Below are 25563 nucleotides of genomic sequence, written 5' to 3' on the forward strand. Positions count from 1 at the left end.
GCGAACGCAGCCGTCAGCCAAGCCGAAAACCGCCTGTAGGAAAAGGACCAGCAAGCAGGCGCCCCGCGTCGGACGGCACGGCGCACAGGTGCATGCAGCCGCGTCCTACACGCTGCGCTGCGCGGGCACCGCAAGCTTCGAGGCCATGAGGTACTCCCTTCGTCGGACCACGGCGCACCTTCACCTGACTTACGGCGGCGCGGAGTCCGGCGAGGCGCTGATCGGGCGCCGCTTCACGCTGGAGATCGAGGGCAACGCGCTCACGTTGCTGATCGATCTCACGCCCAATTTCCAGACCCGCAACAAGATGGCGGCGAGCTATCTGGATGCCACGGCGCTGGTGCGCAACCACGATCGCCTGCGCTCGCTGCAGTGCGACGACAACCTGGTGCGAACCCGCCTGGTGCGAACCTGGGAGGACATGCACGAGCCCAGCCTCAAGCTCGTCCTGGACCTGGGCTTGCGCGGCCACTTTGTCTATGCCGTGCGCCCCCACCTGCTCTTCACGGGCGGGGTGCAGCTGGACGTGCTGCATCCGCTCGATGCCTCGGCGTACACGCCGCACGACACCGAGGTGGCCTGAAGTGGGTGCGCTGTCCTGGCGTCCAACGCGGCTTTGCACCTGGCTGCTGGCCGGGTGCCTGTCGCTGCCCTGGGCCCTGCCGGCCTGGGCCGACGCCGCGTCGATGCAGGCGCGGCATGCACAGCTGTCCGACGTGCTGGCGGCCAGCCCCTTCGGTCAGCCGCTGCACATCGAGTCACGCGAGGTGGACGACCGGCTGCAGGGGGCCGTCTATGCGGTGCTCGACCATCCCTTCGAGCGCGTGCGCGATGCCTTGCGCCAGCCGTCCAACTGGTGCGACATCATGATCCTGCCCTTCAACACCAAGTACTGCCATGCGGTGCGAAGCGCCAATGGGCCGGGCCTGCTGATCCGCATCGGTCGCAAGTACGACCAGCCGCTGGAGGACTCGTACAAGCTGCTGTTCGATTGGAACCCCGTGGCCGCGAGCGAGGCGTACTTCGAGAGCCGCCTGTCCGCGCCCGAAGGGCCGGTGGACACGCGCGACTACCGGATCAACGTCTCGGCGATTCCGCTGGAGGGTGGCCGCACCTTCCTGCGCCTGGGGTATTCCTACGGCTTCGGCTTCACCGGACGGCTGGCCATGAACGCCTACCTCGCGACGGCCGGGGCCGACAAGGTCGGCTTCAGCCGCGTGGGCGAGCCGGGCGGACCGCAGCGCCTGATCGGCGGCATGCGCGGCACCGTGGAGCGCAACGCCATGCGCTACTACCTGGCCATCGACGCCTTCCTCGATTCGCTGCAGGCGCCGCCCGCGCAACGCGCCGAGCGGCGCGTGCAGGCCTGGTTCAATGCCACCGAGCGCTACCCGCAGCAGTTGCGGGAGATGAACCGCGAGACCTACGTGGGCATGAAGCGCATGGAGATCGCGCGCCAGCGCGAGCTGATCCAGTGAGGCCTCGCCGGCTGGTTCAGTAAGCCGCCGTGGCGGCTTACTTGAGGCCGGCCGCGGCGCGCAGCAGCTCGGCGCGGTCGGTGCGCTCCCAGCTGAACTCGGGCTCCTCGCGACCGAAGTGGCCGTAGGCGGCGGTCTTCTCGTAGATGGGACGCAGCAGGTCCAGCATCTGGATGATGCCCTTGGGCCGCAGGTCGAAGTGCTCGTTGACCAGGGCGGCGATGCGCTCGTCCGGGATCACGCCCGTGCCTTCGGTGTAGACCGTGACGTTCATGGGCCGGGCCACGCCGATGGCATAGGCGACCTGCACCTGGCACTGGCGCGCCAGGCCGGCGGCGACCACGTTCTTGGCCACGTAGCGCGCGGCGTAGGCCGCCGAGCGATCGACCTTGGACGGGTCCTTGCCGGAGAAGGCGCCGCCACCGTGCGGGCAGGCGCCGCCGTAGGTGTCCACGATGATCTTGCGGCCCGTGAGCCCGCAGTCACCCTGCGGCCCGCCGATGACGAAGCGCCCGGTGGGGTTGATCAGGTAGCGCGTCTCCTTGAGCCACTCCTTGGGCAGCACGGGCTTGATGATCTCCTCGACGACGGCCTCGACGAAGGACGCCTTCATCCTGTTGCCCTCGCTTTGCTCCGGGCTGTGCTGCGTGGACAGCACCACGGTGTCGATGCTGTGCGGGCGGCCATTGACGTAGCGCATGGTCACCTGGCTCTTGGCGTCGGGCCGCAGGAAGGGCAGGCGCCCGTCCTTGCGCAGCTGCGCCTGGCGCTCCACCAGGCGGTGCGCATAGTGGATGGGCGCGGGCATGAGCTCCGGCGTCTCGTCGCAGGCATAGCCGAACATCAGGCCCTGGTCGCCGGCGCCGGTGTTCAGGTGGTCGTCGCTGGCATGGTCCACGCCCTGGGCGATGTCGTTGGACTGCTTGTCGTAGCAGACCATCACGGCGCAGCCCTTGTAGTCGATGCCGTACTCGGTGTTGTCGTAGCCGATGCGCTTGATGGTGTCGCGCGCGACCTGGATGTAGTCCACCTGCGCGTTGGTGGTGATCTCGCCGGCCAGCACCACCAGGCCCGTGTTGGTCAGCGTCTCCGCGGCCACGCGGCTGCGCGGGTCCTGGCGGAAGATGGCATCGAGGATGGCATCGGAGATCTGGTCGGCCACCTTGTCCGGGTGGCCCTCGGAGACGGATTCGGAAGTGAAGAGGAAGTCGTTCGCCATTTGAGATACTCCATCGGTTCGGAAGGCGCGTTGCCTTCGCTGGAGCTTCGGCGAACGCTTTAGCAGCCGTTGTTTAACGTCGCCCTGCAAGTAGTTCAATAACTCAGCGACGCGCGCATTCTATGCCGGATCGCCCGGCCTCCGCTCCCAGACCATGCTCCCGTTTTTTCGCCTGCTGTCCGTCTTTCCGCTGGCCGTGCTGCAGGGCTTGGGTGCGGCGCTGGGCTGGTTCGTGTTCCTCGTCTCGCCCGTGTGGCGCCGCCGCTTCCTGGACAACGCGGCCCAGGCCGGCTATGGCTTTCGCGCGGTGCGGCCGGCGGTGGCGCACATCGGGCGCATGGTCGGCGAGCTGCCCCGCCTGTGGCTGGGCCGACCGGTGCCGGTGCGCTGGGACGGCGGCGAGCTGCTCGACGAGGCCTACGCCGCGGGGCGGGGCCTGCTGCTGCTGACGCCGCACCTGGGCTGCTTCGAGATCGCCGCGCTCGCTATCGCCGAGCGCCATTCGGCCGCGCACGGGCCGCTCACGGTGCTGTACCGGCCGGCACGCAAACCGTGGCTCGCGCCGCTGGTGGCGGCCTCGCGCGACCGGCCGGGCGTGGAGCCGGCGCCGACCACGCTGGCCGGGGTGCGGCAGATGATCAAGGCCCTGCGCCAGGGGCGCGCCGTCGGCCTGCTGCCCGACCAGGTGCCGCCCGAAGGCATGGGCACCTGGGCACCGTTCTTCGGCCGCCCGGCCTACACCATGACGCTGGCGGCGCGCCTGGCGCAGCAGACCGGCTGCGAAGTGCGCCTGGTCTGGGGCGAGCGCCTGCCCTGGGGGCGCGGATTCGTCCTGCACTGCCGCGAACTGCGCACGCCCCTGCCCGCGGCGCTGGACGAGGCGGTGGCCCGCATGAACGAGGAGATGGAGCGGCTGATCCGCGAGTGCCCGCAGCAGTACCTGTGGAGTTACGCCCGCTACAAGCCGCCGCGCGAGCCGGCTGCGGCGGCCGTGCCCGCGGCCTCGCAGGAGTCGGCCCGGTGAAGCGTTGCATGTCGAACGCGGCCGGCTATCTCACGCTGGCCGGGCTCTGGCTGTTCCACTGGCTGCCGCTGGCCTGGCAGGCCGCGGTGGGGCGGGCGGTGGGCGTGCTGCTGTGGCGTGTGGCCGGGTCCCGCCGCCGCATCACGCTGCGGAACCTGGCCTTGTGCCTGCCCGAGCTCGGGCCGCAGGCGCACGAGCGCATCGGACGCGAACTGTTCCAGTGGTTCAGCCGCAGCGTGCTCGAGCGCGGCCTGCTGTGGTGGGCCTCGCCGCAGCGCCTGCGCCGCCTCATCCACGTGGAGGGCGATGTCGGGTTCGCCGACCGGCACCCCGGCCCGGTCATGTGGTTGGCGCCGCACTTCGTCGGCCTGGACGTGGCGGGTGCGGCCTGCCAGCTCTTCGTGCAGCGTGAGGGCGCCTCCATCTACCAGGCGCAGACCCAGCCGGTGCTCGATGCGGCCATGCGTCGTGGGCGCCTGCGGCATGGCCGCGCGCGCATCTTCTCGCGCGCGGAGACGGCGCGGCCCCTGATGCGCGCGGTGCGCGAGGGCGCCGCCTTCTTCAACCTGCCCGACATGGATTTCGGCGGGCGCGACGCCGCCTTCGTGCCATTCTTCGGCGTGCCGGCCGCCACGCTGCTGGCGCCCTCGCGCATGGCGCGGGCGCTGGACATGAAGGTGCAGCCGGTGGTGGCGACCATGCTCCCGGGAGGCCAGGGCTACCGCGTGCGCTTCCTGCCGCCCTGGGACGATTTCCCCAGCGATGACGCACTGGCCGACACCGCGCGCATGAACCGCTGGATCGAGACCCAGGTGCTCGAGTGCCCCGCGCAGTACTTCTGGGTGCACAAGCGCTTCAAGACGCGCCCGCCGGGCGAGCCCGGCCTGTACGACTAAGGCCGCAGGAAGGCCTCGATCCGGCGCGCGACCCAGTTCGGGTCTTCGTGCACCACCCAGTGCGAGGCCTGGGGGTGCCGCTCGATTCGCAGGTCGGGTACCCAGCGGTCCAGCCCGTCCAGCAGCGAGGGGAGCAGGGCGCTGTCCTGCTCGCCCCACAGCACGAGCGTGGGCACGCTCACGCGCAGGGCATTGTCGGCGAGCGTGAGGCCTGCGGCCGCGGGATCGCCCGGCGTGGGTGGCCGCAGGGGCGAGGCCGCGTAGTAGCTGCAGGGGCCGACCAGGCCCGCGCCGCCCTCCCGCCAGACCTGCCGAAAGCGGTCCTTCACGTCCTCGGTGAGCCAGTCGGCGCGGCCCTGCGCGTCGGCGAAGAAGGGCCAGATCCGGCGGAAGTCGTCCTGGGCCAGCCGCTGCGCGGCATCGGGCCGCGCGAGGTAGTTCATGTAGGCGCTGGCGGCCTGCTGGCGCGGATTGCCCTGCAGCTCGCGGGCGAAGGCGCCGGCATGCGGCGCGTTGATGATGACCAGGCGCTCCATCAAGCCGGGACGGCGCGCCGCCACGCCCCAGGCGATGGCGCCGCCCCAGTCGTGCGCCACCAGCGCCGCGACCGGGGCGCCCTGGGCGGCGAGCAGGGCTTCGATGTCCTGCAGCAGGTGATGCGCCCGGTAGGCCTCCCGGTCGGCGGGCGAGGAGGACGACGCGTAGCCGCGCAGGTTGGGCGCGATGCACCGATAACCCCGGGCCGCCAAGCGCGTGAGCATGTCGTCCCAGACGAAGGCCGCCTCGGGAAAGCCGTGCAGGAACACCAGCACCGGCGCGGCCGGGTCCCCGGCCATGCGGCAGGAGAGCGTGATGCCGTGGGGGAGGGCGAGCTCGCCGGTCTCGATCATTCGTTCGACGACGGTGGCGCAGGGCTTGCCGACGCCGCCGGATGCGCCCACTGCCACAGCAGGAAAGCGGTCTCCTCCACGCCCTGCTTCTTCAGCGCCGAGAACAGCTTCACGTCGCCGCCGCCGGCTTGCAGGCGGGCGATGGACAGCGCCTTGGCGCCCTCCGAGCGATTGAGCTTGTCGGCCTTGGTGAGCAGCACCAGGAACTTCAGGCCCTGCTCCACGCGGGGGCGGATCACTTCGAGCAGGATCTCGTCCAGCTCCGTGAGCCCCAGGCGGGGGTCCGTGAGCAGCACCACGCCGCGCAGGTTCTCGCGGCTCACGAGGTAGTTGGCCATCACCTGCTGCCAGCGCAGCTTGTCCTGCTTGGGGACCGCCGCATAGCCGTAGCCGGGCAGGTCGGCCAGCACGGCGTCGGTCGTGCCCTGGCGGCCCAGCGCGAACAGGTTGATGCTCTGCGTGCGCCCGGGCGTCTTGGACGCGAAGGCCAGGCGCTTTTGCTGCGTGAGGGTGTTGATGCAGGTGGACTTGCCGGCATTGGAGCGGCCGACGAAGGCGATCTCCGGCATCTCGTGGGCGGGCAGGAACTCCAGCTTGGGGGCCGTGGTGAGAAAGCGCGCCGTGTGCATCCAGCCGAGGGCCTGCGCGGGCGTGACCGCATCGGCTCCGGGGGAGGCCGTGGGGGAAGGAGCGGGCGGACCCGGCTGGTGCGTCATAGGGGGAGTGTCCGACGGCCGGGCAGGCCAAGGTCGGCATTGTAGAATCTCGCGGTTTTGCGCCTTCTGAACCACTCCCACCTATGAAGTTGCCCGCTTCCCTGCTGCTGGCGGCCCTGCTTGCGGCGCCCGTGATGTCCTCGGCACAGCAATCGCCCCAGGTCGCCCCCGGGCCGGCCGATGCGCCCGCCGCGCCGACCACGCCCAAGCAGCCGGTCAAGCCCGACCTGGCACAGGGCGAGCAGCGCTACACCGCGGTGTGCGCCGCCTGCCACGGCGCCGACGGCAACTCCGGTGCGCCGGCCAACCCCAAGCTCGCCGGCCAGCATCCGCAGTACCTCGTCAAGCAGCTCTACGACTTCAAGACCGGGAAGCGCCCCAGCCCGATCATGCAGGGCTTCGCGGCGCAGCTGAGCGACCAGGAGATGCGCAACATTTCCTACTGGCTCTCGACGCAGAAGCCCAAGGACGGCTTCGCGCGCGACAAGGAAGCGGTGGCCCTGGGTGAGCGCATCTGGCGCGGCGGGCTGGCCGACCGAGGCATCGCCGCCTGCGCCGGCTGCCACAGCCCCAATGGGGCCGGCATCCCGGCCGTGTATCCGCGGCTGGCCGGCCAGCACGCCGACTACACCGTGTCCCAGCTGATGGGGTTCCGCGACGGCAAGCGCCCGAACAACGTCATCATGCACCAGGTCGCAGCCAAGATGACCGACCGCGAAATCCGCGCCGTTTCCGACTACGTGGCCGGCCTGCGCTGAGGCGCTTTCTCACCTCTGCGGGAACCTCGCTCGCAAGAGCACACCTAAACAGGCGGGCCGGCTCCCGCCTTTTTCTTTTGCTCCGGGCCTCCATCCTTCTTCCATGACCGCATCCATTCCCGCTCCGGGGCCCCGGCCCCGCTCGCACACGCTGCGCGCGGCGGTCGAGCTGCTGTCGTCCATGCGCTTTGCGATCGCCCTGCTCACGGTGATCTGCATCGCCTCGGTGATCGGCACCGTGCTCAAGCAGAACGAGCCGGCGGTCAATTACGTAAACCAGTTCGGCCCCTTCTGGGCGAGTGTGTTCAATGCACTGAAGCTGCCGGGCGTCTACAGCGCCTGGTGGTTTCTGCTGATCCTGGCCTTTCTGGTCCTGAGCACGTCGCTGTGCATCGCCCGCAACACGCCCAAGATCATCGCGGACCTGCGGGCGCACAAGGAGAACATCCGCGAGCAGAGCCTGCAGGCCTTCCACCACCGTGCGCAGGGTGACCTGCCCGATGCGCCGGAGCCGGCGGCCCATCGCATCGGCTCCGCGCTCGCGCGCGCCGGCTGGCGGGTCAAGCTGCAGCGGCGCGAGGGCAGCCAGGGCGCAGGCTGGATGGTGGCCGCGCGGGCCGGCGCGGCCAACAAGCTCGGCTACATCGCCGCGCACAGCGCCATCGTCCTGGTCTGCCTGGGCGGGCTGCTCGACGGCGACCTGATCGTTCGGGCGCAGATGTGGTGGGGCGACAAGGCCCCCTACCGCGGCGGCGGCATGCTGGCCGACGTGGGCCCGCAGCACCGCCTGCCCGCCAGCAATCCCACCTTCCGCGGCAACCTGCTGGTGGCCGAAGGCACGCAGTCCGGCACGGCCCTCCTGAACCAGAGCGACGGCGTGCTGCTGCAGGAGCTGCCCTTCTCCATCGAGCTGAAGAAGTTCATCGTCGAGCACTACTCGACCGGCATGCCCAAGCTCTTCGCCAGCGAGATCGTGATCCACGACCGCGAGACCGGCGAGCGCATCCCTGCCCGCGTGGAGGTCAACCACCCGGCGCGGCATCGCGGCATCGAGATCTATCAGTCCAGCTTCGACGACGGCGGCTCGACCGTGAAGCTGCGCGCGGTGCCCATGAACGCGGATACCAAGCCCTTCGAGATCGAAGGGGTCATCGGCGGCAGCTCGCAGCTCACGCGCGGCGAGTCCGGTGATGCCGATCGGCTGACGCTGGAGTACACGGGCCTGCGGGTGATCAACGTCGAGAACTTCTCCGGCGATGCGGCGGCCAGCGGCACCGACGTGCGTTCGGTGGACCTGCGCAGCTCCATCGAATCGCGCCTGGGCGCGGGCAACAAGACCGTCACCCAGCGCGAGCTTCGCAACGTGGGCCCCAGCGTCACCTACAAGCTGCGCGACGCCGCCGGCCAGGCGCGCGAGTTCCACAACTACATGCTCCCGGTGAACCTCGGCGAAGGCGTTCCGCTGTACCTCATGGGCGTGCGCGACACGCCCGCCGAGAACTTCCGCTACCTGCGCATCCCGGCGGACGAGAAGGGCGAGCTGGACGGGTTTCTCCGCCTGCGCGACGCGCTGCGTGATCCGCGCCTGCGGGCCGAGGCCGTGCGCCGCTTCGCCACCCAGGCCACCGACCCCGCCCGGCCCGAACTCGTGGAGCAGCTCACCGCTTCGGCAAGCCGCGCGCTCGACCTCTTTGCCGGCGCGGCGCCGGTCAGCCCGGGCGGCCAGGCCACCGGCGGCCTGCAGGCGATCTCGGCTTTCATGGAGGCCAACGTGCCCGAAGCCGAGCGTCCCCGCGCCGGCGAGGTGGTGGTGCGCATCCTCAACGGATCGCTCTTCGAGCTGGCCCAGCTCTCGCGCGAGCGCGCGGGCCTCGCGCCGCTTTCGCCCGGCGAGACGACGCAGGCCTTCATGAACCAGGCCGTGCTGTCACTGAGCGACCTGCAGCTCTACCCCGCGCCGATGGCCTTCCGCCTCACCGACTTCACGCAGGTGCAGGCCAGCGTGTTCCAGGTCGCGCGTGCCCCCGGCCGCAACATCGTCTATCTGGGCTGCGCCTTGCTGATCATCGGTATCTTCGCCATGCTCTACGTCCGCGAACGGCGCCTGTGGGTCTGGCTGGCTCCGCAGGACGGGGGCAGCCGGGCCAGCATGGCCCTGTCGTCCAATCGCAAGACCCTGGACACCGACCGCGAGTTCGCGCACCTTCGCACCCAACTTCTGGATTCGACACCATGAACACCGCGACCACCACGCTGACCCTCCACGAAGGCTTCCTGGCCCGGCGAAACTGGCTGGACTGGGTGTTCGCTGCGCTGGTGACCGCCGGCGGCCTCTTCGCCCTGCAGCGCTATGGCGCCTACATGGACGTGTACGAGAAAGGCATCCTGCTCGGCTCCATCCCCTCGGCCATCTGGCTCGGCTGGTTCTGGCGTCCGCTGCAGGCGCTGATGGCGGTGGTGGCAGCCTTCTCGCTGCTGGCCATCGGCGCCTACCAGGGCGATCTCGCGCGCTCCGAGACGGTGTTCTGGCTCAAGTACTTCCTGTCCAGCCAGTCGGCCATCCTGTGGATGTCCATGCTGTTCTTCATGAGCACTGCCTTCTACTGGACCGGCATCTTCGCGCGCGGACAGGCGCAGGCGATGGAGCGCATCGCGTCGGGCCTGGCCTGGGTGGCCGTCGGCATGGCCCTGATCGGCACCATGGTGCGCTGGTACGAAAGCTACCTGATCGGCCCGGACATCGGCCACATCCCGGTGAGCAACCTGTACGAGGTGTTCATCATGTTCTGCTGGATGACGGCGCTGTTCTACCTGTACTTCGAGCGGCAGTACGACACTCGCGCCCTGGGGGCCTTCGTGATGCTGGTGATCAGTGCCGCCGTGGGCTTCCTGCTCTGGTACACGGTCGTGCGCGAGGCCCACGAGATCCAGCCGCTGGTGCCGGCCCTGAAAAGCTGGTGGATGAAGCTGCACGTGCCGGCCAACTTCGTGGGCTATGGCACCTTCGCGATCGCGGCCATGGTGGCATTCGCCTACCTGGTCAAGATGCAGGCCGCCGAGACGCGCTGGTGGAAGCTCGCGCCGCTGTGGCTGCTGGGTGTGGTGCTGTGCTTCGAGCCTCTCGTGTTCCGGCAGTCCCCTGAGGGCGGGCTGAGCAACTACTGGGCCGTGTACTTCGGCATCTCGGCCCTGATCGTCGGTGGCATCCTGTCCCTGCGCGGGCGCATCGCCGAGCGCCTGCCCTCCTTCGAGGTGCTGGACGACGTGATGTACAAGGCCATCGCGGTCGGCTTCGCCTTCTTCACCATCGCCACCGTGCTGGGCGCCCTGTGGGCGGCCGAGGCCTGGGGCGGCTACTGGAGCTGGGACCCCAAGGAGACCTGGGCGCTGATCGTCTGGCTCAACTATGCGGCCTGGCTGCACATGCGCCTCATGAAAGGCCTGCGCGGCGCCGTCTCCGCCTGGTGGGCCCTGGTCGGCCTGGCGGTGACGACCTTCGCCTTCCTGGGCGTGAACATGTTCCTGTCCGGCCTGCACAGCTACGGGAATCTCTGAGAGGGGCTTCCCCGAGCGGGCGGACGGGGTTATCTGAGCCGGGCCAGAATGGGGCCCGCTCCAGGAGAACCCATGCTGGTCAGAACCCATCGCGACGGATTCATTCACCCCGTCGCCAGCGAGATCACGCCCCGCGCCCACTACCAGCAGCGCCGCGAACTGCTTCGCTGGATGGCGGCCGGCGGCGCCGGTGCGGCGCTGGCGAGCTGGGCGAGCCGCGAAGCACTGGCGCAGGTGGCGCGGCCGGGCAAGCTGCCCCCGCTCGCCGCACAACGTTCGGCAGTGGACGGTGCCTCCACCATGGAGAAGATCACCGACTACCAGGACGCGAGCACCTACAACAACTTCTACGAGTTCGGCACCGACAAGAGCGACCCGGCGCGCAACGCCCACACGCTGGTCACCAGCCCCTGGAGCGTGGAGGTCGAAGGTCTGGTGAAGCGGCCCGCGCGCTACGCGCTGGAGGACCTGCTCAAGCTCGCCCCGCAGGAGGAGCGCATCTACCGGCTTCGCTGCGTGGAGGGCTGGTCCATGGTGATCCCCTGGGTCGGCTACTCCCTGTCGTCCCTCATTCGCAAGGTGGAGCCGCTGGGCAACGCCAGGTACGTGGAGTTCGTGACCCAGGCCGACCGCAAGACCATGCCGGGCGTGAGTTCGCGCGTGCTGGACTGGCCCTACGTGGAAGGGCTGCGGATGGACGAGGCCATGCACCCGCTCACGCTGCTTTCCTTCGGCATGTACGGCGAGGTGCTGCCCAAGCAGAACGGCGCGCCGCTTCGCCTGGTGGTGCCCTGGAAGTACGGCTTCAAGAGCGGCAAGTCGCTGGTGCGCATCCGCTTCGTCGAGAACGAGCCGAAGACCGCGTGGAACAAGGCCGCGCCCAGCGAATACGGCTTCTACTCCAACGTGAACCCGGACGTGGACCACCCGCGCTGGTCGCAGGCGACCGAGCGGCGCATCGGCGAGGGCGGACTCTTTGCCAAGAAGCGTAAGACGCTGATGTTCAACGGCTATGAGTCCCAGGTGGGGCAGCTGTACGCCGGCATGGACCTCAAGAAGCTGTTCTGAGGCGCGATGGGTACGGGCTCGCGCAGGCAGTCGTGGCTCGCGCCCGGCGCGGTCAGGCCGGCGGTGTTCGTGCTGTGCCTGCTGCCTTTCGCCTGGCTGTTCGCGGCCGCCTTCCTGGACCGGCTCGGCGCCAACCCGGCCGAAGCGCTCATTCGCTCGACCGGGGACTGGACACTGCGCTTTCTCTGCATCACGTTGGCGGTGACCCCGCTGCGGGTGCTGCTGGGACTTCCCGCGCTGGCCCGCCTGCGGCGCATGCTGGGGCTCTTCACCTTCTTCTATGCCGCGCTGCATGCACTGAGCTACGCCGGCTTCGACATGGGCTTCGAGGTGCAGGAGATCGCCCGCGACATCGTGAAGCGGCCCTTCATCCTGGTGGGCTTCTGCGGCCTGGTGCTGCTCACGGCGCTGGCAGCGACCTCGTTCAATGCCGCCATCCGCTTCCTGGGTGCGCGGCGCTGGCAGGCGCTGCACCGGGCCGTGTACCTTGTGGCCGGCCTGTCGATCCTGCACTTCTTCTGGATGCGGGCGGGCAAGAACGACTTCGCGGAGGTGGCGCTGTATGCGGCGATCCTGGGCGCCTTGCTCGGGTGGCGCGCATGGCGGCGGCTGGCGGCGCGCAAGGCGCCGCCGCCGGCCTTCAGCCGATGAGGCGCTCCGAGCGCAGCTGGTCCTCGATGCTCTCGCGCGCGCGGATCAGCGTGGCCTCGGCGCCATCGACCAGCACCTCGGCGGCGCGACCCCGGCTGTTGTAGTTGCTGGCCATGCTCATGCAGTAGGCCCCGGCGGACAGCACCGCGAGCAGCTCGCCCGGCCGCACGGCCAACTCGCGGTCCTGGCCGATCCAGTCCCCGCTCTCGCACACGGGGCCGACGACGTCGTAGCGCTGCGGCACGCGCTGAGCATCTCGGTGCAGCGGCACGATGCCGTGCCAGGCCTGGTACATCGCGGGGCGAGGCAGGTCGTTCATGGCCGCATCGACGATGCAGAAGTTCTTCTGCTCGCCCGGCTTGAGGTACAGCACCTCGGTCAGGCACACGCCCGCATTGCCCACCAGCGAGCGCCCGGGTTCGATCATGAGGTGCCGGTCGCCGTAGCCGCGCGCGTCGAGACGGGCCAGCAGCTGCGCCCACAGCGCGTCGGCCGCCGGGGGCGTGTCGCCGCGGTAGTCGATGCCCAGGCCACCACCGAAATCGATGTGCTTCAAGGGAATGCCCGCCGCCTCGATGGCCTGCACCAGGTCCAGCACGCGGTCCATGGCGTCGAGGTAGGGCGCGGTGTCGGTGATCTGCGAGCCGATGTGGCAGTCGATACCCACCACCGAAAGCCCGCGAAGGCCGGCCGCGTGGCGGTAGGCGTGCAGGGCGCGCTCGTGGGCGATGCCGAACTTGTTGCCCTTGAGGCCCGTGGAGATGTACGGGTGCGTCTTGGCGTCCACGTTCGGATTGACGCGGATGCTGACCGGCGCCACGCGGCCGCAAGCCCGCGCCACCTCGTCGAGCACGTCCAGCTCGGACTCGCTCTCCACGTTGAAGCAGCCGATGCCGACCTCCAGCGCGCGGCGCATTTCGGCGCGGGTCTTGCCCACGCCGGAGAAGATGACGCGGGCCGGATCGGCCCCCGCACGCAGCACGCGTTCGAGTTCGCCGCCCGAGACGATGTCGAAGCCGCAGCCGGCCTGCGCGAAGACCTGGAGCACGGCCAGCGACGAGTTCGCCTTCATCGCGTAGCAGATGGTGGCCTTGCGTCCGGCCAGGCCGCGCTGGTAGGCGGACAGGGCGGCGAGCATGGAGGCCTTGGAGTAGGCGAAGAGCGGCGTGCCGTACGCCTGCGCCAGTGCCGCAAGGCGCACGTCCTCGAGCCACAGCTCGTCGTCGCGCCAGGCGAGCTGGGGGTGTCCGGGCAGGGGCGTCATCGCTGGAGCCCCGGCGAGTTGGCAGGTGAGGCCGAGGTGGCCGCGGGCTCGCGGATGGGGCCGGGCAGCAGCGTCTGGGGCAGGGTGGCACGGCCGACCGCCTGGTCGCCGCTGGGCAGGAACAGGGGGCCTTTCTGGCCACAGCCTGCGAGGGCCGCGACCGAGGCGAGCAGCGCCATGGCCGAGGGCCTGACTAGAATCGTTTTCGACCAAGCGAACATCGACGGATTGTAATGACCGACCTCGAATACATGGACCGGGCGGAGGCGCTGCTGCGCGGTGTGGAGACAGGCTGCGACCGCGTGAACGACGAGACCGATGCGGACCTCGACAGCCAGCGCGTCGGCGGCATGGTGACGGTCACCTTCCGCGACGGCAGCCAGATCGTCGTGAACATGCAGAAGCCCCTGCACGAGGTCTGGATGGCCACCCGAGCAGGCGGCTTCCACTACCGCTTCGACGGCGAGCGCTGGATGGACACCAAGGGCCAGGGCGAGTTCTTCGAGCACCTCACGCGACAAGCCAGCGCCCAGGCCGGCCTGCCGCTGGTGTTCGCGCCGGTCTAGCGGAACAGGTCCAGGATGCTGCGTCGCTGCTCGCCGGGCGCAGGCGGCGGCGGCCGGCCATCGGAGTTGAGCAGGCTCGGGTCGTGCAGCGGGTTGCCCGGCGTGCTCTCGCCGCGGCTGCCGCCCCCGTAGGCCGCGCCGCCGCCCTCGATCAGGGCGGGGGAGGGCATCGGCAGGGCGGGAACGCCCAGGCTGCCGACCCCGGTGCCCGGGACGAACTCGCGGTAGTACCACTCGCCGCCCAGGTTGACCACGCCTTCGGGCGCCAGGGGTTGCACCACCGGCACGCCCTGCAGCGCGGTCTGCATGAAATTGATCCACACCGGCAGGCTCAGGCCGCCACCGGTCTCGCGGTCGCCCAGCGAACGCGGCGTGTCATAGCCCATCCAGACCACCGCCACCACGTGCGGATGGAAGCCCGCGAACCAGGTGTCGATCGAATCGTTGGTGGTCCCGGTCTTGCCGTAGAGGTCGGAGCGCTTGAGCACCGACTGCGCGCGGGCGGCCGTGCCGGAGCGGGCGATCTCCTGCAGCAGGCGGTTCATCACGAAGGCATTGCGCGGGTCGATGGCGCGCATGGCCTCGTTCGGAAGCGGCGGCTGTGTCTCAACCAGCGTCTTGCCGCGCTGGTCGGTGATGCGGCTGATCAGCCAGGGGTTGACGCGAAAGCCCCCGTTGGCGAACACCGCGTAGCCCGTGGCGAGCTGCATGGGCGTGACCGCGCCCGCGCCCAGGGCCATGGTGAGGTAGGCCGGATGCCGCTCGGCATCGAAGCCGAAACGGGTGATCCAGTCCTGCGCGTTCTGCGGACCCACGGCCTGCAGGATGCGGATGGACACCATGTTCTTCGACTTGGCCAGTGCCGTGTGCAGGGGCATGGGTCCTTCGAAGCGACCGTCGTAGTTCTTGGGTTCCCAGGGCTGGCCGCCCGTGACGCTGGCGTCGAAGAACAGGGGCGCATCCTGGATCACGGTGGTGGGCATGAAGCCCTTCTCCAGCGCAGCCGAATAGATGAAGGGCTTGAAGGACGATCCCGGCTGGCGCCAGGCCTGGGTCACGTGGTTGAACTTGTTCTTGTTGAAGTCGAAGCCGCCGACCATGGCGAGCACGGCGCCGTCGCGCGGGTCGAGCGCGACGAAGGCACCCTCGACCTCCGGCAGCTGCGTGATCTCCCACTGCTTGCCGGGCTTCATGATGCGGATCACCGCGCCGCGCCGGATCTTGGTCTTCGGCGGCGCCTTCTCCGACAGGCCCGCCTGAGCCGGCCGCAGGCCCTCTCCGGTGATCTCGATCGGCTCGCCGCTCTGGCGCACGGCGACCACCTTGCGCGGCGTCGCCTCCAGCACCACGGCGGCCAGCACGTCGCCGTTGTCCGGGTGGTCGGCCAGGACGTCGTCCACCGCCTCGTCGAGTTCCTTCGGATCGGCGGGCAGCTCCACGAACTTCTCGGGGCCGCGGTAGATCTGCCGCCGCTCGTAGTCCATGATGCCCTTGCGAAGGGCGCGGTAGGCGGCTTCCTGCTCCTCGGCGCGAATGCTCGTGAACACGTTGAGACCGCGGGTGTAGGTCTCGTCGCCGTACTGCGCGTGAACCAGCTGGCGCACGGTTTCGGCCACGAACTCGCCGTGAACGCGCAGCGGCTCGGCGGCGGTGCGCAGCTTCAGCGGCTCGCGCCGGGCCGCCTCGGCCTGCTGCGCGGTGATGAAGCCGACCTCCTCCATCCGCTCGATGATGTACTGCTGGCGCTGCTGCGCCCGCTTGGGATTGACGAAGGGGTTGTAGGCCGACGGCGCCTTGGGCAGGCCCGCCAGCATCGCCGCCTCGGCGATGGACAGGTCTTTCATGGGCTTGCCGAAGTAGGCCTCCGAGGCGGCCGCGAAGCCGTAGGCGCGGTTGCCCAGGAAGATCTGGTTCATGTAGATCTCGAGGATGCGGTCCTTGGAGAGCTGGTGCTCCAGCTTGAAGGTCAGCAGCACCTCGTAGAGCTTGCGCGTGAAGGTCTTCTCGGAGGAGAGATAGACGTTGCGCGCCACCTGCATGGTGATGGTCGAGGCGCCCTGGCTCTTGGCGCGGCCGAGGTTGGCCAGGGCCGCGCGCGCCAGGCCCCGGTAGTCCACGCCCCGGTGCTGGTAGAAGCGCGCATCCTCGATGGCCAGCACGGCCTGCTTCATCACCTCCGGGACCTCCGCGATCGGCGTGAGGTTGCGGCGCTCCTCGCCGAACTCCCCGATCAGCACGCCGTCGGCCGTGTACACGCGCAGGGGCAGCTTGGGCCGGTAGTCGGCCAGGTCGGAGATGTCCGGAAGGTTCGGATAGGCGACCGACAACGCGACCGCGACGATGATCACGACGCTGACGCCTGCGGCCAACAGCGCGGCGAGCGCGCCGAGGACCACTTTCAGGAGCAAATGGGCCCGGCCCCCCTGTGCAGGGCGGCGAGGCTTGTTCTTGTCGGGGGTATCAGCAGGCATAAATTTCCAGGGCAGGAAGTTCCGGCAATCGTCGAGGTGCCGTCAGCCCGAGGTAGAGTCACGGCAGAGTAGCTGGACCGGCTTGGAGTGGCGGCGGGCCGATTCGGTTCTCAGTATCGCAGGCACGCTCGTCGGCTTTTGGCAACGGACACGGTTCTAACAATTAGAAAAATCCTTTGCCGACAAGGACGTAGCTGCTAGCATCTGAAGTGAAATCTTAAGTTTGTTACGACTCACTTACAGCCGTCTGGAGGCTTTCCTTGATCTCGCTGGGCTCCCTGTTTAGCCGTCAGACTCCTCCCCTGCTGGGCCTGGACATCAGCTCGTCCAGCGTGAAGCTGGTGGAGCTGGGCCGTGATGCCGATGGCCGGTATGTGGTGGAGCGCTGCGCCATCGAGCAACTCGAGCGCGGCTGCATCACCGACGGCAACATCGAAAAGTTCGACGAAGTGGCCGAGGCGATGCGCCGGGTGGTCAAGAAGAGCGGCACGCGCACGCGCAATGTCGCCATGGCATTGCCCGCCTCGGCCGTCATCACCCGCAAGATCATCCTGCCCGGCGGCCTGTCCGAGCAGGAACTGGAAGTGCAGGTCGAGGCCGAAGCCAACCAGTACATCCCCTTCTCGCTGGACGAAGTATCGCTGGACTTCTGCGTCATGGGTCCGAGCAACTCCTCGGCCGGCGACGTGGAGGTGCTGATCGCAGCCTCTCGCAAGGACAAGGTGCAGGACCGCCAGGGCCTGGCCGAGGCGGCCGGGCTCAAGCCGCTGATCCTGGACGTGGAGTCCTATGCCTCGCGCATGGCGGCCGGCCGGCTGATCCAGGGCCTGCCCGAAGGCGGCCTTGATTCCATGGTGGCGCTGTTCGAGGTGGGGGCCTTCACCACGAGCATGCAGGTCATCCGCAATGACGACGTCATCTACGACCGCGACCAGGCCTTCGGCGGCGCCCAGCTCACGCAGCTCATCGCCCGCCAGTACGGCTACTCGCCCGAAGAGGCCGAGATCAAGAAGCGCACCGGCGACCTGCCGGAGGACTATGCGGCGGCCGTGCTGCGCCCCTTCGTGGAGAGCCTGGGGCAGGAGATCGCTCGGGCGCTCCAGTTCTTCTTCACCAGCACGCCGCACAACCGGGTGGACCACGTGCTCGTGGCCGGCGGCTCCGCGGCCCTGCCGGGCCTGGCCGAAGCGGTGACCGCGCAGACCACCTTCACCTGCAGCCTGGCCGATCCCTTCGAAGGCATGGTGCTGGGCGACACGATCCGCGAGAAGAAGCTGCGCCGCGAGGCCCCGTCCTATCTCACCTCGTGCGGGCTCGCCCTGCGGAGGTTCGCCCAGTGATCCTGATCAACCTCCTCCCCCACCGCGAGGCTGCCCGCAAGCGCCGCCGCGACCTGTTCCATGTGTCGCTCGGCGCCTCGGCCCTTGCCGGTGCGCTCGTCGCCGCCGGCATCTACGGCTGGTATGCCAACCAGATCGCGGAGCAGCAGGCGCGCAACCAGCAGTTGCAGGCCGAGATCGGGCGGCTGGACGGGCAGATCAAGGACATCGCCAACCTGCAGAAGGAAATCGTCGCCCTGCGCGCGCGCCAGGAAGCCGTCGAGAACCTGCAGGCGGACCGCAACATGCCCGTGCACCTGCTCAACGAGCTGGTGCGCCAGCTGCCCGACGGCGTGTTCATCACCGCCGTGCGCCAGGAAAACCAGATCGTCACGCTCACTGGCGTGGCGCAATCGAACGAACGCGTGTCCGAGCTGCTTCGCAACCTGGGCAACAGCAGCCCCTGGCTCACCCGTCCCGAGCTGATCGAGATCGTCGCCGGGAACATCGCGCTGAACCCGCGCGAGCAGCGGCGCGTCGCCAACTTCAACGTCAGGGTGCGGGTGCTGCGCGCCAGCGAAGTCAAGCCGCCCGCCACCGAGGCCGCCGCCCCGGCCGCCAAGAGCTGATCGCCATGCCCAAAGCCAAGAGAAGCTTCGACCTGAAACTCAAGCTGGCGCGCTTCGGCAGCCAGTTCCAGAACCTCAACACGCGGGACCCGGCCTCCTGGCCCCTGGTCCCCCGGCTCAGCCTGTGCCTGGCGGTCACGGTGGGCATCGTGGCGGCCCTGTGGCTGGTGATGATCGACGCGTACAGCGATGAACTCGACGCCGAGGTCGCCAAGGAAACGAGCCTCAAGGCCGACTACAGCAAGAAGCTGGCGCAGGCCATCAACCTCGAGGCCCTGCGCAAGCAGCGCGAGCAGGTGCAGCAGTACGTCACGCAGTTGGAAAAGCAGCTGCCCGGCAAGGCGGAGATGGACGCCCTGCTGTCCGACATCAACCAGGCGGGCCTGGGGCGCAGCCTGTACTTCGAGCTGTTCCGCCCGGGCCAGGTCTCGGTGCGCGAGTACTACGCCGAACTGCCCATCGCCCTGCGCGTGACCGGCCGCTACCACGACATCGGTGACTTCACGTCGGACATCGCGCATCTCTCCCGCATCGTCACGCTGAACAACCTGGTCATCGTGCCCGGGCGCGACGGCACCCTGTCCATGGAAGCCACGGCCAAGACCTTCCGCTACCTGGACCCCGACGAGATCAACGCGCAGCGCAAAGCCACCGGAGGCGCCAAGTGACCGGCCTGAACATGGTCCCCCTCGCGTCGCGCCGCCTTGGTCGCATCGTGCTCGTGTCGCTCGCGGCGGCGCTCGTGGCCGGTTGCGGCGCCGGCGGCGACAACTCGCTCGCCACGTGGATGCAGCAGCAGCGCGCCGAGGTTAAGCCCAAGATCGAGCCCATTGCGCCGCCCAAGGCCTACACGCCCGAGCGCTACAGCGAAACGGCTGCCGCCGACCCCTTCGGCCGCGAAAAGCTCACGCAGGCCCTGCGCCGCGAATCGGGCCAGGCCACCAACAACTCGACCCTGCTCGCGCCCGAACTGGCGCGTCGCAAGGAGCCGCTGGAGAGCGTGCCGCTGGACAACATGGCCATGGTCGGCACGCTGTTCAAGCAAGGCAAGCCCGTGGCGCTGATCAAGGTGGACAACCTCCTCTACCAGGTGCGTCCTGGGCAGTACATGGGACAGAACTACGGCCGCGTGACCAAGGTCAGCGAGTCCGAGGTCGTGCTGCGCGAGATCGTCCAGGACCCCGTGGGGGACTGGGTCGAGCGCGTCACCACGATGCAGTTGCAAGAGAGGGCTCAATGAAGAAGAAACAAAGCACGGCAGCTCGGCTGCTGTCCCTTGCCGTGGCCGGCGCCTTGTTGCTGGGGCTGATCCCGACCCAGGCCCAGGCCCAGGCCGCCGGTCCCGCCGTCGAATCCGTCAGCAGCTCGATCCAGGGCGGCGTGGAAGTGATCCGCATCGACTTCAGCCAGCCCCTGGCCGCCGTGCCCAAGGGCTTCAGCATCCAGTCGCCCGCGCGCATCGCGCTCGACGTGCCGGGCGCCACCAATGCGCTCGGCCGCAACTCGGTCGAAGTCAACCAGGGCAATGTGCGCTCGGTGAGCGTGGTGCAGGCCGGAGATCGCACCCGGCTGGTCCTGAACCTCAAGTCGCCGGCCGCCTACAAGGCGCAGGTGCAGGGCAAGTCCCTGCTCGTGGCGCTGGACGGCGTCCCGGGTGGCACGCCGGTGGTCACGGCCCAGGCGCCGGCTGCCGCGGCGCCCTTCGCCGAAGCCCGCAACCGCGACACGCAACCCATTCGCGACGTCGATTTCCGGCGCGGCGCCGACAGCGCCGGGCGCGTGGTCGTGGACCTGCCGAACAACCAGGTGGGCGTGGACATCCGCCAGCAGGGGCAGAACCTCATCGTCGAATTCCTCAAGTCCAGCCTGCCCGAAGGCCTGCGCCGGCGCCTGGACGTGACCGATTTCGGCACGCCCGTGCAGACCGTCACCACCACCCAGACGGGTGACCGCGTGCGCATGGTGATCGAGCCCAAGGGCCAGTGGGAGCACAGCGCCTACCAGAGCGACAACCAGTTCGTGGTGGAAGTGCGCCAGCAGCGCGTGGACCCGACCAAGGTCACGCAGGGCCCCGGCTACACGGGCGAGAAGCTCTCGCTCAATTTCCAGAACATCGAGCTGCGCTCGCTGCTGCAGGTCATCGCGGACTTCACCAACTTCAACGTGGTGACCTCCGACTCCGTCACCGGCTCGGTCACGCTGCGCCTGAAGGACGTGCCCTGGGACCAGGCGCTGGACATCATCCTGCAGGCCAAGGGCCTGGGCATGCGCAAGAGCGGCAACGTGCTGTGGATCGCGCCCAAGGACGAAATTGCCGCCAAGGAGAAGCTCGACCTGGAAGCCCAGGCAGCGATCCAGGGGCTGGAGCCGCTGCGCACGCAGGCCTTCCAGCTGAACTACACCAAGGCCGCGGACATCGCCGCCCAGCTCACCGCGGGCCCAGTGGCCAACCGCATCCTGAGCACGCGCGGCAGCGTGATCGCCGAGCCGCGCACCAACCAGCTCTTCGTCACCGACATCGCCTCCCGCCTGGAACAGGTGCAGGGCCTCATCGGCAAGCTGGACATCGCGGTGCGCCAGGTGCTGATCGAGGCGCGCATCGTCGAGGCGGCCGACACCTTTGGCAAGTCGCTGGGCGTGCGCCTGGGCGGCAGCGACCTGCGCGGCGTGCGCGGTGGTGATCCCGGCTACTCCATCACAGGCAGCAACCGCGTCGCTTTCGGCGGCAGCTACGACGCCGTGTCCACCACCACCGGCGAGGGCGCCATCACCCTCGACACGGCGAACACCTCCTTCGTGAACCTGCCGGCGGTGGGCATCGGCGGCTTCGTACCCTCCAGCTTCGCCATCTCGCTGTTCAGCTCGGCGGCCAACCGCTTCCTGAACCTGGAGCTGTCGGCCCTGGAAGCCGACGGTAAGGGCAAGCTCGTGTCCAGCCCGCGCATCGTCACGGCCGACCAGACCAAGGCGCTGATCGAACAGGGCACCGAGTTCCCCTACCAGCAGGCCACCTCCAGCGGCGCCACCTCCATCGCCTTCCGCCGCGCCACGCTGAAGCTGGAGGTCACGCCCCAGATCACGCCCGAGGGCAACATCATCCTGGACCTGGACATCAACAAGGACAGCCGCGGCGAGACCACCACGGCCGGCATCGCCATCAACACCAAGCACATCAAGACCCAGGTGCTGGTGGAGAACGGCGGCACGGTGGTGATCGGCGGCATCTTCGAGCTGACCGAGACCGAGAACGAGGCGCGGGTGCCGGTGCTGGGCGAACTGCCCGCCGTCGGCAACTTGTTCCGCAACCGCCAGCGCACCGCCAACAAGCAGGAGATGCTGGTGTTCATCACGCCGAAGATGATCACGGACCGGGCGGCTGCGCGGTAAGTGCCTCAGGAAGAACAATCAATTTCACAGCCGACGTCGGCTGCACTTTGAGGGGAAACTAAATGGTGGTGGGTATCAGGCGCGTGCTCGCTTTGGTTCTGATAGGAGCCATGGCCGCGTGCGGCGGCGGCGGCGGCAGTCCAGGCACGGTCGCAGGCGGTGGCAGCTCAGGTGGTGGCAGCACTGGAGGGGGCGGTAGCACGGGCGGTGGTGGGACCACCGCAGCCCAGGCGAAAACCATTGAGGTTTATGCCTCCGCCGCGCAGCTGAATTCGGCCCCTGATTCCTCGGTGACGTTCACCGTGATTGCAAAGGACGCGGACAACCGCGCGATGCCTTCGCAACCCGTCGAGTTCTCGGCAACTTCCGGCAATCTCGTCGGTGCGATGCCGGTTCCCGTCACGGGTGAAGCTGGTGAGCCGATCAAGACCGTTCGCCTGCAGCCAGGCGTGGACCCGAGCAATCGCACCATCACCGTTACCCTGAAGTCCGGTGGGGCGACCAAGAGCATCGAAATTCCCGTCGTGGGGACCACGCTGTCGGTATCGGGCAGCCCGTCCATGCTGGTCGGATCGACGGCGGCGTTCACTGTCAAGGCGGCTGACTCCGCCGGTCGGGCCTTGAGCGGTGCGCCGGTAACGATGACTTCCGCGCAGGCAAATGCGCTGTCGGCAAGCACGGCGACCACCAACGCGCAGGGCGTGGCGACGTTCAACCTGACCGGCACCAAGACGGGTGCGGACACGATCACGGTCGCTGGCCTGGGCAGCAGCGCCACTGCGTCGGTGGCGGTGAGCAGCGTCGATTTCAGCTTCGTGCAGCCGAGCACCAACGCCACCGTGCCCGTCGGCGCCAGCCAGCCGGTCCAGGTGCGCTTGTTTTCTGGCGGGGCTCCCCAGGTGGGCACAACCGTCACCTTCAACACGACCCGCGGGACGATCACCCCCGCCAGCGTTTCAACGGACGCGTCCGGACTGGCTACCGCTACGCTGAGCGCGACGACCGCGGGCCCGGGCCTGATCACCGTCCAGGCTGCCGGTGGTGCCCAGGTGTCCCTGCCCGTTTCCTTCGCCGCGACTGCTCCAGCGAGCCTGGTATTGCAGGCCAACCCGAGCGCGGTCCCGCCGAACAGCGCGGGGTCGACTGGCAACCAAAGCACGCTGATTGCGGTGGTCCGCGATGCCGTCGGCAACCCTGTGGCTGGGCGGAACGTCGCTTTCTCTGCGCTGGCGGACGCAAGCGCGGGTTCCATCTCACCCGGCGTTGTCACCACTGATGCGTACGGTGTCGCGAGTGCGCAATTTGTGCCGGGCGCGCTTACTACCGCCTCGAACGGAGTCTCTGTCGCTGCGACTGTGGTCGGGACTGCAGTATCGGGTTCGACGCAACTAACGGTGAGCGGACAGGCGCTTTTCATCGCCATTGGGGTTGGAAACGAAATTGGGAACTATGACCCGACAACTTACGAGCGGCAGTTTTCGGTCGCAGTTACTGATGCGAACGGCGTCGCCGTCAAGAACAAGGAGGTCCAGCTTTCAGTTTGGCCCACCGACTACATGAAGGGGCGCATGTCGAAAGGAGCCGGCTGGCAGCAGACCATTACTGCCGCTTGTGCCAACGAGGATCGCAATCGGAACGGTCTCTTGGACCCCGCGACTGGAAGTACGCCGGCGGAGGACAGAAACGGAGATGGTGCGCTGACGCCCGGTCTGCCCATCGTCGTCGCGCCCGCAAACGTCGTGACCGATGAGCAGGGCTTTGCCACCTTTTATCTCCGCTACGGTGAGAACTACGCACTTTGGCTGATGACTTCCATCTCTGCCAGGGCTGTTGTCGGCGGAACGGAGTCGATCAGTAGCATGCCGCATACGCTTGGCGCCGCAGCTTCCGATGTCACCAGTGACGGCACGCCGGCATTCGTGGTCAGCCCGTACGGCACGAGTGCGTCTTGTACCGACGCCCTGTAGCGAGCGCAAGGCCCCGAACCGCTCTCTTTTCCTTTGACCCCTCTCGCCCTCGTCGGCCTCCCCGGCTCCGGCAAGACCACCATCGGCAAGCACCTGGCGCGGCGCCTGGGCTTGCCGTTTGTCGATCTGGACACGCGGATCGAGCAGGAACTCGGCTGCTCGATCCGGGCCTACTTCGAGGCGCAAGGTGAAGCGGCCTTCCGGGAAGTGGAGTCCAGCACCCTGGCGCGGCTCGCGGGGGAGGGGCCCAGCGTGCTGTCCACCGGCGGCGGCATCGTGCTGCTGCCGCAGAACCGCGAGGTCCTGCGCCGGCAGTGCCGGGTCGTCTATCTCCGGGCCTCGCCCGAGGACCTGTTCCAGCGCCTTCGGCACGACCGCAAGCGGCCGCTCTTGCAGGTGGCCGATCCCCTGGAGCGGCTGCGCAGCCTGCATGCCCAGCGCGCGCCGCTGTACGAGGAAGTGGCCGAGGTGACCGTGGAGGCCGGGCGCGAACGCGTGCAGCCCGTGGTCGAGGCCATCCTGAGCCAGCTCGGTCCAGCCACGCCTGGCGCTTGAAGGGCGGGCAGGGCGGCGACGTAAACTCGCCCGCATGTCCCCCATCCCTCCGCGCGAGCAGGTCCGCATCGACCTGGGCGAGCGCAGCTATCCCATCCTGATCGGCCAGGGCCTGATGGCGCAGCTCGACGAGCTGCCGCTGCCGCGCGGCTCCTCGGCGCTCATCGTGACCAACACCACCGTCGAGCCGCTGTATGCCAGGACGCTGCGCGAGGCGCTCGTGCGCCGCCACGGCCGCGTGAACACGCTGGCCCTGCCCGATGGCGAGGAGCACAAGACCTGGGAGACCCTGCAGCGCATCTTTGACGTGCTGCTGGAGCAGGGCAGCGACCGCAAGACCGTGCTGTACGCGCTGGGCGGCGGCGTGGTGGGCGACATCACCGGCTTTGCCGCGGCCTGCTTCATGCGCGGCGTGCCCTTCGTGCAGGTGCCCACGACGCTGCTGGCGCAGGTGGATTCATCCGTGGGCGGCAAGACCGCCATCAACCACCCACGCGGCAAGAACATGATCGGCGCCTTCTACCAGCCGCAGCTGGTGGTGTGCGACCTCGCGACCCTGAACACCCTGCCCGAGCGCGAGCTGAGCGCCGGGTTGGCGGAGGTGATCAAGTACGGGCCCATCCACGACATGGCCTTCTTCGACTGGATCGAGACGAACATCGACGCGCTGCGCGCCCGCGAGCCGCGGGCCCTGGCCCATGCGGTCAAGCGCAGCTGCGAGATCAAGGCCGAAGTGGTGGGCCAGGACGAACGCGAATCGGGCCTGCGTGCCATCCTCAATTTCGGGCACACCTTCGGCCACGCGATCGAGGCGGGCCTGGGCTACGGCCGTTGGCTGCACGGCGAGGCCGTGGGCTGCGGCATGGTCATGGCGCTGGCGCTGTCGGAGGAACTCGGCCTGGTCGATTCCGCCTTCGTGCGTCGCTGCACCGCGCTCATCGAGCGTGCCGGTCTGCCCACGCGCGGCCCCCGGCTGGGCGCGTCGCGCTACCTGGAGCTGATGCGCCTGGACAAGAAGTCCGAGGCCGGCGAGATCCGCTTCATCGTCGTCGCCGCACCGGGCCGGGCCGAACTGCGCGCCGCGCCCGACGCGCTGGTCGCGCGCGTGATCGAGCGCTGCTGCGCCTGAACGCATCGTCCTGCGGATCTC

Annotated in this window: 24 protein-coding genes; 18 read left to right on the forward strand and 6 right to left on the reverse strand. The window is 68.7% G+C overall.

Annotated features, from left to right (window positions below; genetic code table 11):
• Positions 1-145 precede the first annotated feature (145 nt).
• Positions 146-583 carry a hypothetical protein gene (locus EZ242_RS10565; protein WP_135285129.1) on the forward strand — a complete coding sequence of 146 codons (438 nt, stop codon included), beginning with the start codon at positions 146-148 and terminating at the stop codon, positions 581-583.
• Position 584: 1 nt separating this feature from the next.
• Complete coding sequence (locus EZ242_RS10570) at positions 585-1478, forward strand: hypothetical protein (RefSeq protein WP_240787051.1); 894 nt, start codon at positions 585-587, stop codon at positions 1476-1478.
• Between the two features lie 37 nt (positions 1479-1515).
• On the opposite strand, the gene metK is transcribed toward EZ242_RS10570, so the two are convergent.
• Positions 1516-2697: a methionine adenosyltransferase gene (gene metK, locus EZ242_RS10575; protein WP_135285130.1), complete on the reverse strand. Its 1182-nt coding sequence runs from the start codon at positions 2695-2697 to the stop codon at positions 1516-1518.
• A 154-nt stretch (positions 2698-2851) separates the two neighbouring features.
• Between metK and EZ242_RS10580 the strand changes: the two genes are divergently transcribed.
• Together EZ242_RS10580 and EZ242_RS10585 are read left to right on the forward strand one after the other, a co-directional pair.
• On the forward strand, positions 2852-3721 hold the full coding sequence (locus EZ242_RS10580) for a lysophospholipid acyltransferase family protein (protein WP_135285131.1): 870 nt from the start codon (positions 2852-2854) through the stop codon (positions 3719-3721).
• An 8-nt stretch (positions 3722-3729) separates the two neighbouring features.
• Entirely contained in the window at positions 3730-4617 is an 888-nt protein-coding gene (locus tag EZ242_RS10585) for an LpxL/LpxP family acyltransferase (protein ID WP_135285132.1), read from the forward strand.
• Here the strand turns inward: EZ242_RS10585 and EZ242_RS10590 are convergent.
• Together EZ242_RS10590 and yihA are read right to left on the reverse strand one after the other, a co-directional pair.
• A complete protein-coding gene (locus tag EZ242_RS10590) occupies positions 4614-5507 on the reverse strand; it encodes an alpha/beta fold hydrolase (protein WP_135285133.1) in 894 nt (297 codons plus the stop codon). The two genes, EZ242_RS10585 and EZ242_RS10590, sit on opposite strands and share 4 nt — an antisense overlap.
• The gene (yihA, locus tag EZ242_RS10595) at positions 5504-6223 is read right to left on the reverse strand and encodes a ribosome biogenesis GTP-binding protein YihA/YsxC (protein ID WP_135285134.1); all 720 of its coding nucleotides are present in this window, start codon (positions 6221-6223) and stop codon (positions 5504-5506) included. Before yihA ends, EZ242_RS10590 begins: the two co-directional genes overlap by 4 nt.
• A gap of 83 nt (positions 6224-6306) precedes the next feature.
• Between yihA and EZ242_RS10600 the strand changes: the two genes are divergently transcribed.
• The 5 genes from EZ242_RS10600 (at position 6307) to EZ242_RS10620 (ending at position 12255) form a co-directional block, all read left to right on the forward strand.
• Positions 6307-6981, forward strand: a complete 675-nt coding sequence (locus EZ242_RS10600; RefSeq protein ID WP_135285135.1) for a c-type cytochrome — start codon at positions 6307-6309, stop codon at positions 6979-6981.
• Between the two features lie 103 nt (positions 6982-7084).
• Positions 7085-9217: a cytochrome c biogenesis protein ResB gene (locus EZ242_RS10605; RefSeq protein ID WP_135285136.1), complete on the forward strand. Its 2133-nt coding sequence runs from the start codon at positions 7085-7087 to the stop codon at positions 9215-9217.
• Complete coding sequence (ccsB, locus tag EZ242_RS10610) at positions 9214-10536, forward strand: c-type cytochrome biogenesis protein CcsB (RefSeq protein ID WP_135285137.1); 1323 nt, start codon at positions 9214-9216, stop codon at positions 10534-10536. Before EZ242_RS10605 ends, ccsB begins: the two co-directional genes overlap by 4 nt.
• A 72-nt stretch (positions 10537-10608) precedes the next feature.
• Entirely contained in the window at positions 10609-11604 is a 996-nt protein-coding gene (gene msrP, locus EZ242_RS10615) for a protein-methionine-sulfoxide reductase catalytic subunit MsrP (protein ID WP_135285138.1), read from the forward strand.
• 6 nt (positions 11605-11610) lie between these two features.
• Complete coding sequence (locus EZ242_RS10620; protein WP_135285139.1) at positions 11611-12255, forward strand: protein-methionine-sulfoxide reductase heme-binding subunit MsrQ; 645 nt, start codon at positions 11611-11613, stop codon at positions 12253-12255.
• Here the strand turns inward: EZ242_RS10620 and lysA are convergent.
• Together lysA and lptM are read right to left on the reverse strand one after the other, a co-directional pair.
• Positions 12245-13519: a diaminopimelate decarboxylase gene (gene lysA / locus EZ242_RS10625; protein ID WP_135285140.1), complete on the reverse strand. Its 1275-nt coding sequence runs from the start codon at positions 13517-13519 to the stop codon at positions 12245-12247. The two genes, EZ242_RS10620 and lysA, sit on opposite strands and share 11 nt — an antisense overlap.
• Positions 13516-13740, reverse strand: a complete 225-nt coding sequence (gene lptM / locus EZ242_RS10630) for an LPS translocon maturation chaperone LptM (RefSeq protein WP_135285141.1) — start codon at positions 13738-13740, stop codon at positions 13516-13518. The genes lysA and lptM overlap by 4 nt, the downstream gene beginning before the upstream one ends.
• A 12-nt stretch (positions 13741-13752) precedes the next feature.
• Between lptM and cyaY the strand changes: the two genes are divergently transcribed.
• Positions 13753-14085, forward strand: coding sequence for an iron donor protein CyaY (gene cyaY, locus EZ242_RS10635; RefSeq protein ID WP_135285142.1), 333 nt, complete (start codon positions 13753-13755; stop codon positions 14083-14085).
• On the opposite strand, the gene EZ242_RS10640 is transcribed toward cyaY, so the two are convergent.
• Positions 14082-16556 (reverse strand): penicillin-binding protein 1A, encoded by a 2475-nt coding sequence (locus tag EZ242_RS10640; protein ID WP_135285143.1) that lies wholly within the window; start codon positions 16554-16556, stop codon positions 14082-14084. The genes cyaY and EZ242_RS10640 overlap by 4 nt on opposite strands.
• Before the next feature lie 260 nt (positions 16557-16816).
• Between EZ242_RS10640 and EZ242_RS10645 the strand changes: the two genes are divergently transcribed.
• The 8 genes from EZ242_RS10645 to aroB all read left to right on the forward strand — a co-directional run bounded on the left by EZ242_RS10645 (position 16817) and on the right by aroB (position 25542).
• Complete coding sequence (locus tag EZ242_RS10645; RefSeq protein WP_135285144.1) at positions 16817-17896, forward strand: pilus assembly protein PilM; 1080 nt, start codon at positions 16817-16819, stop codon at positions 17894-17896.
• Complete coding sequence (locus tag EZ242_RS10650) at positions 17893-18504, forward strand: PilN domain-containing protein (protein ID WP_135285145.1); 612 nt, start codon at positions 17893-17895, stop codon at positions 18502-18504. Before EZ242_RS10645 ends, EZ242_RS10650 begins: the two co-directional genes overlap by 4 nt.
• A 5-nt stretch (positions 18505-18509) precedes the next feature.
• Positions 18510-19172 carry a type IV pilus inner membrane component PilO gene (locus tag EZ242_RS10655; RefSeq protein WP_135285146.1) on the forward strand — a complete coding sequence of 221 codons (663 nt, stop codon included), beginning with the start codon at positions 18510-18512 and terminating at the stop codon, positions 19170-19172.
• Positions 19173-19183: 11 nt separating this feature from the next.
• Positions 19184-19744, forward strand: coding sequence for a pilus assembly protein PilP (locus EZ242_RS10660; protein ID WP_135285563.1), 561 nt, complete (start codon positions 19184-19186; stop codon positions 19742-19744).
• The gene (locus EZ242_RS10665; RefSeq protein WP_135285147.1) at positions 19741-21891 is read left to right on the forward strand and encodes a type IV pilus secretin PilQ; all 2151 of its coding nucleotides are present in this window, start codon (positions 19741-19743) and stop codon (positions 21889-21891) included. Before EZ242_RS10660 ends, EZ242_RS10665 begins: the two co-directional genes overlap by 4 nt.
• 62 nt (positions 21892-21953) lie before the next feature.
• Complete coding sequence (locus tag EZ242_RS21990; protein WP_205960632.1) at positions 21954-23858, forward strand: Ig-like domain-containing protein; 1905 nt, start codon at positions 21954-21956, stop codon at positions 23856-23858.
• 33 nt (positions 23859-23891) lie between these two features.
• Positions 23892-24413, forward strand: coding sequence for a shikimate kinase (locus EZ242_RS10675; RefSeq protein ID WP_135285148.1), 522 nt, complete (start codon positions 23892-23894; stop codon positions 24411-24413).
• A gap of 34 nt (positions 24414-24447) precedes the next feature.
• Positions 24448-25542, forward strand: a complete 1095-nt coding sequence (aroB, locus tag EZ242_RS10680; protein ID WP_135285149.1) for a 3-dehydroquinate synthase — start codon at positions 24448-24450, stop codon at positions 25540-25542.
• The last annotated feature ends 21 nt before the right edge of the window (positions 25543-25563 follow it).

The sequence above is a fragment of the Ramlibacter rhizophilus genome, from assembly GCF_004681965.1.
In the GTDB taxonomy this organism is placed as follows: domain Bacteria; phylum Pseudomonadota; class Gammaproteobacteria; order Burkholderiales; family Burkholderiaceae_C; genus Ramlibacter; species Ramlibacter rhizophilus.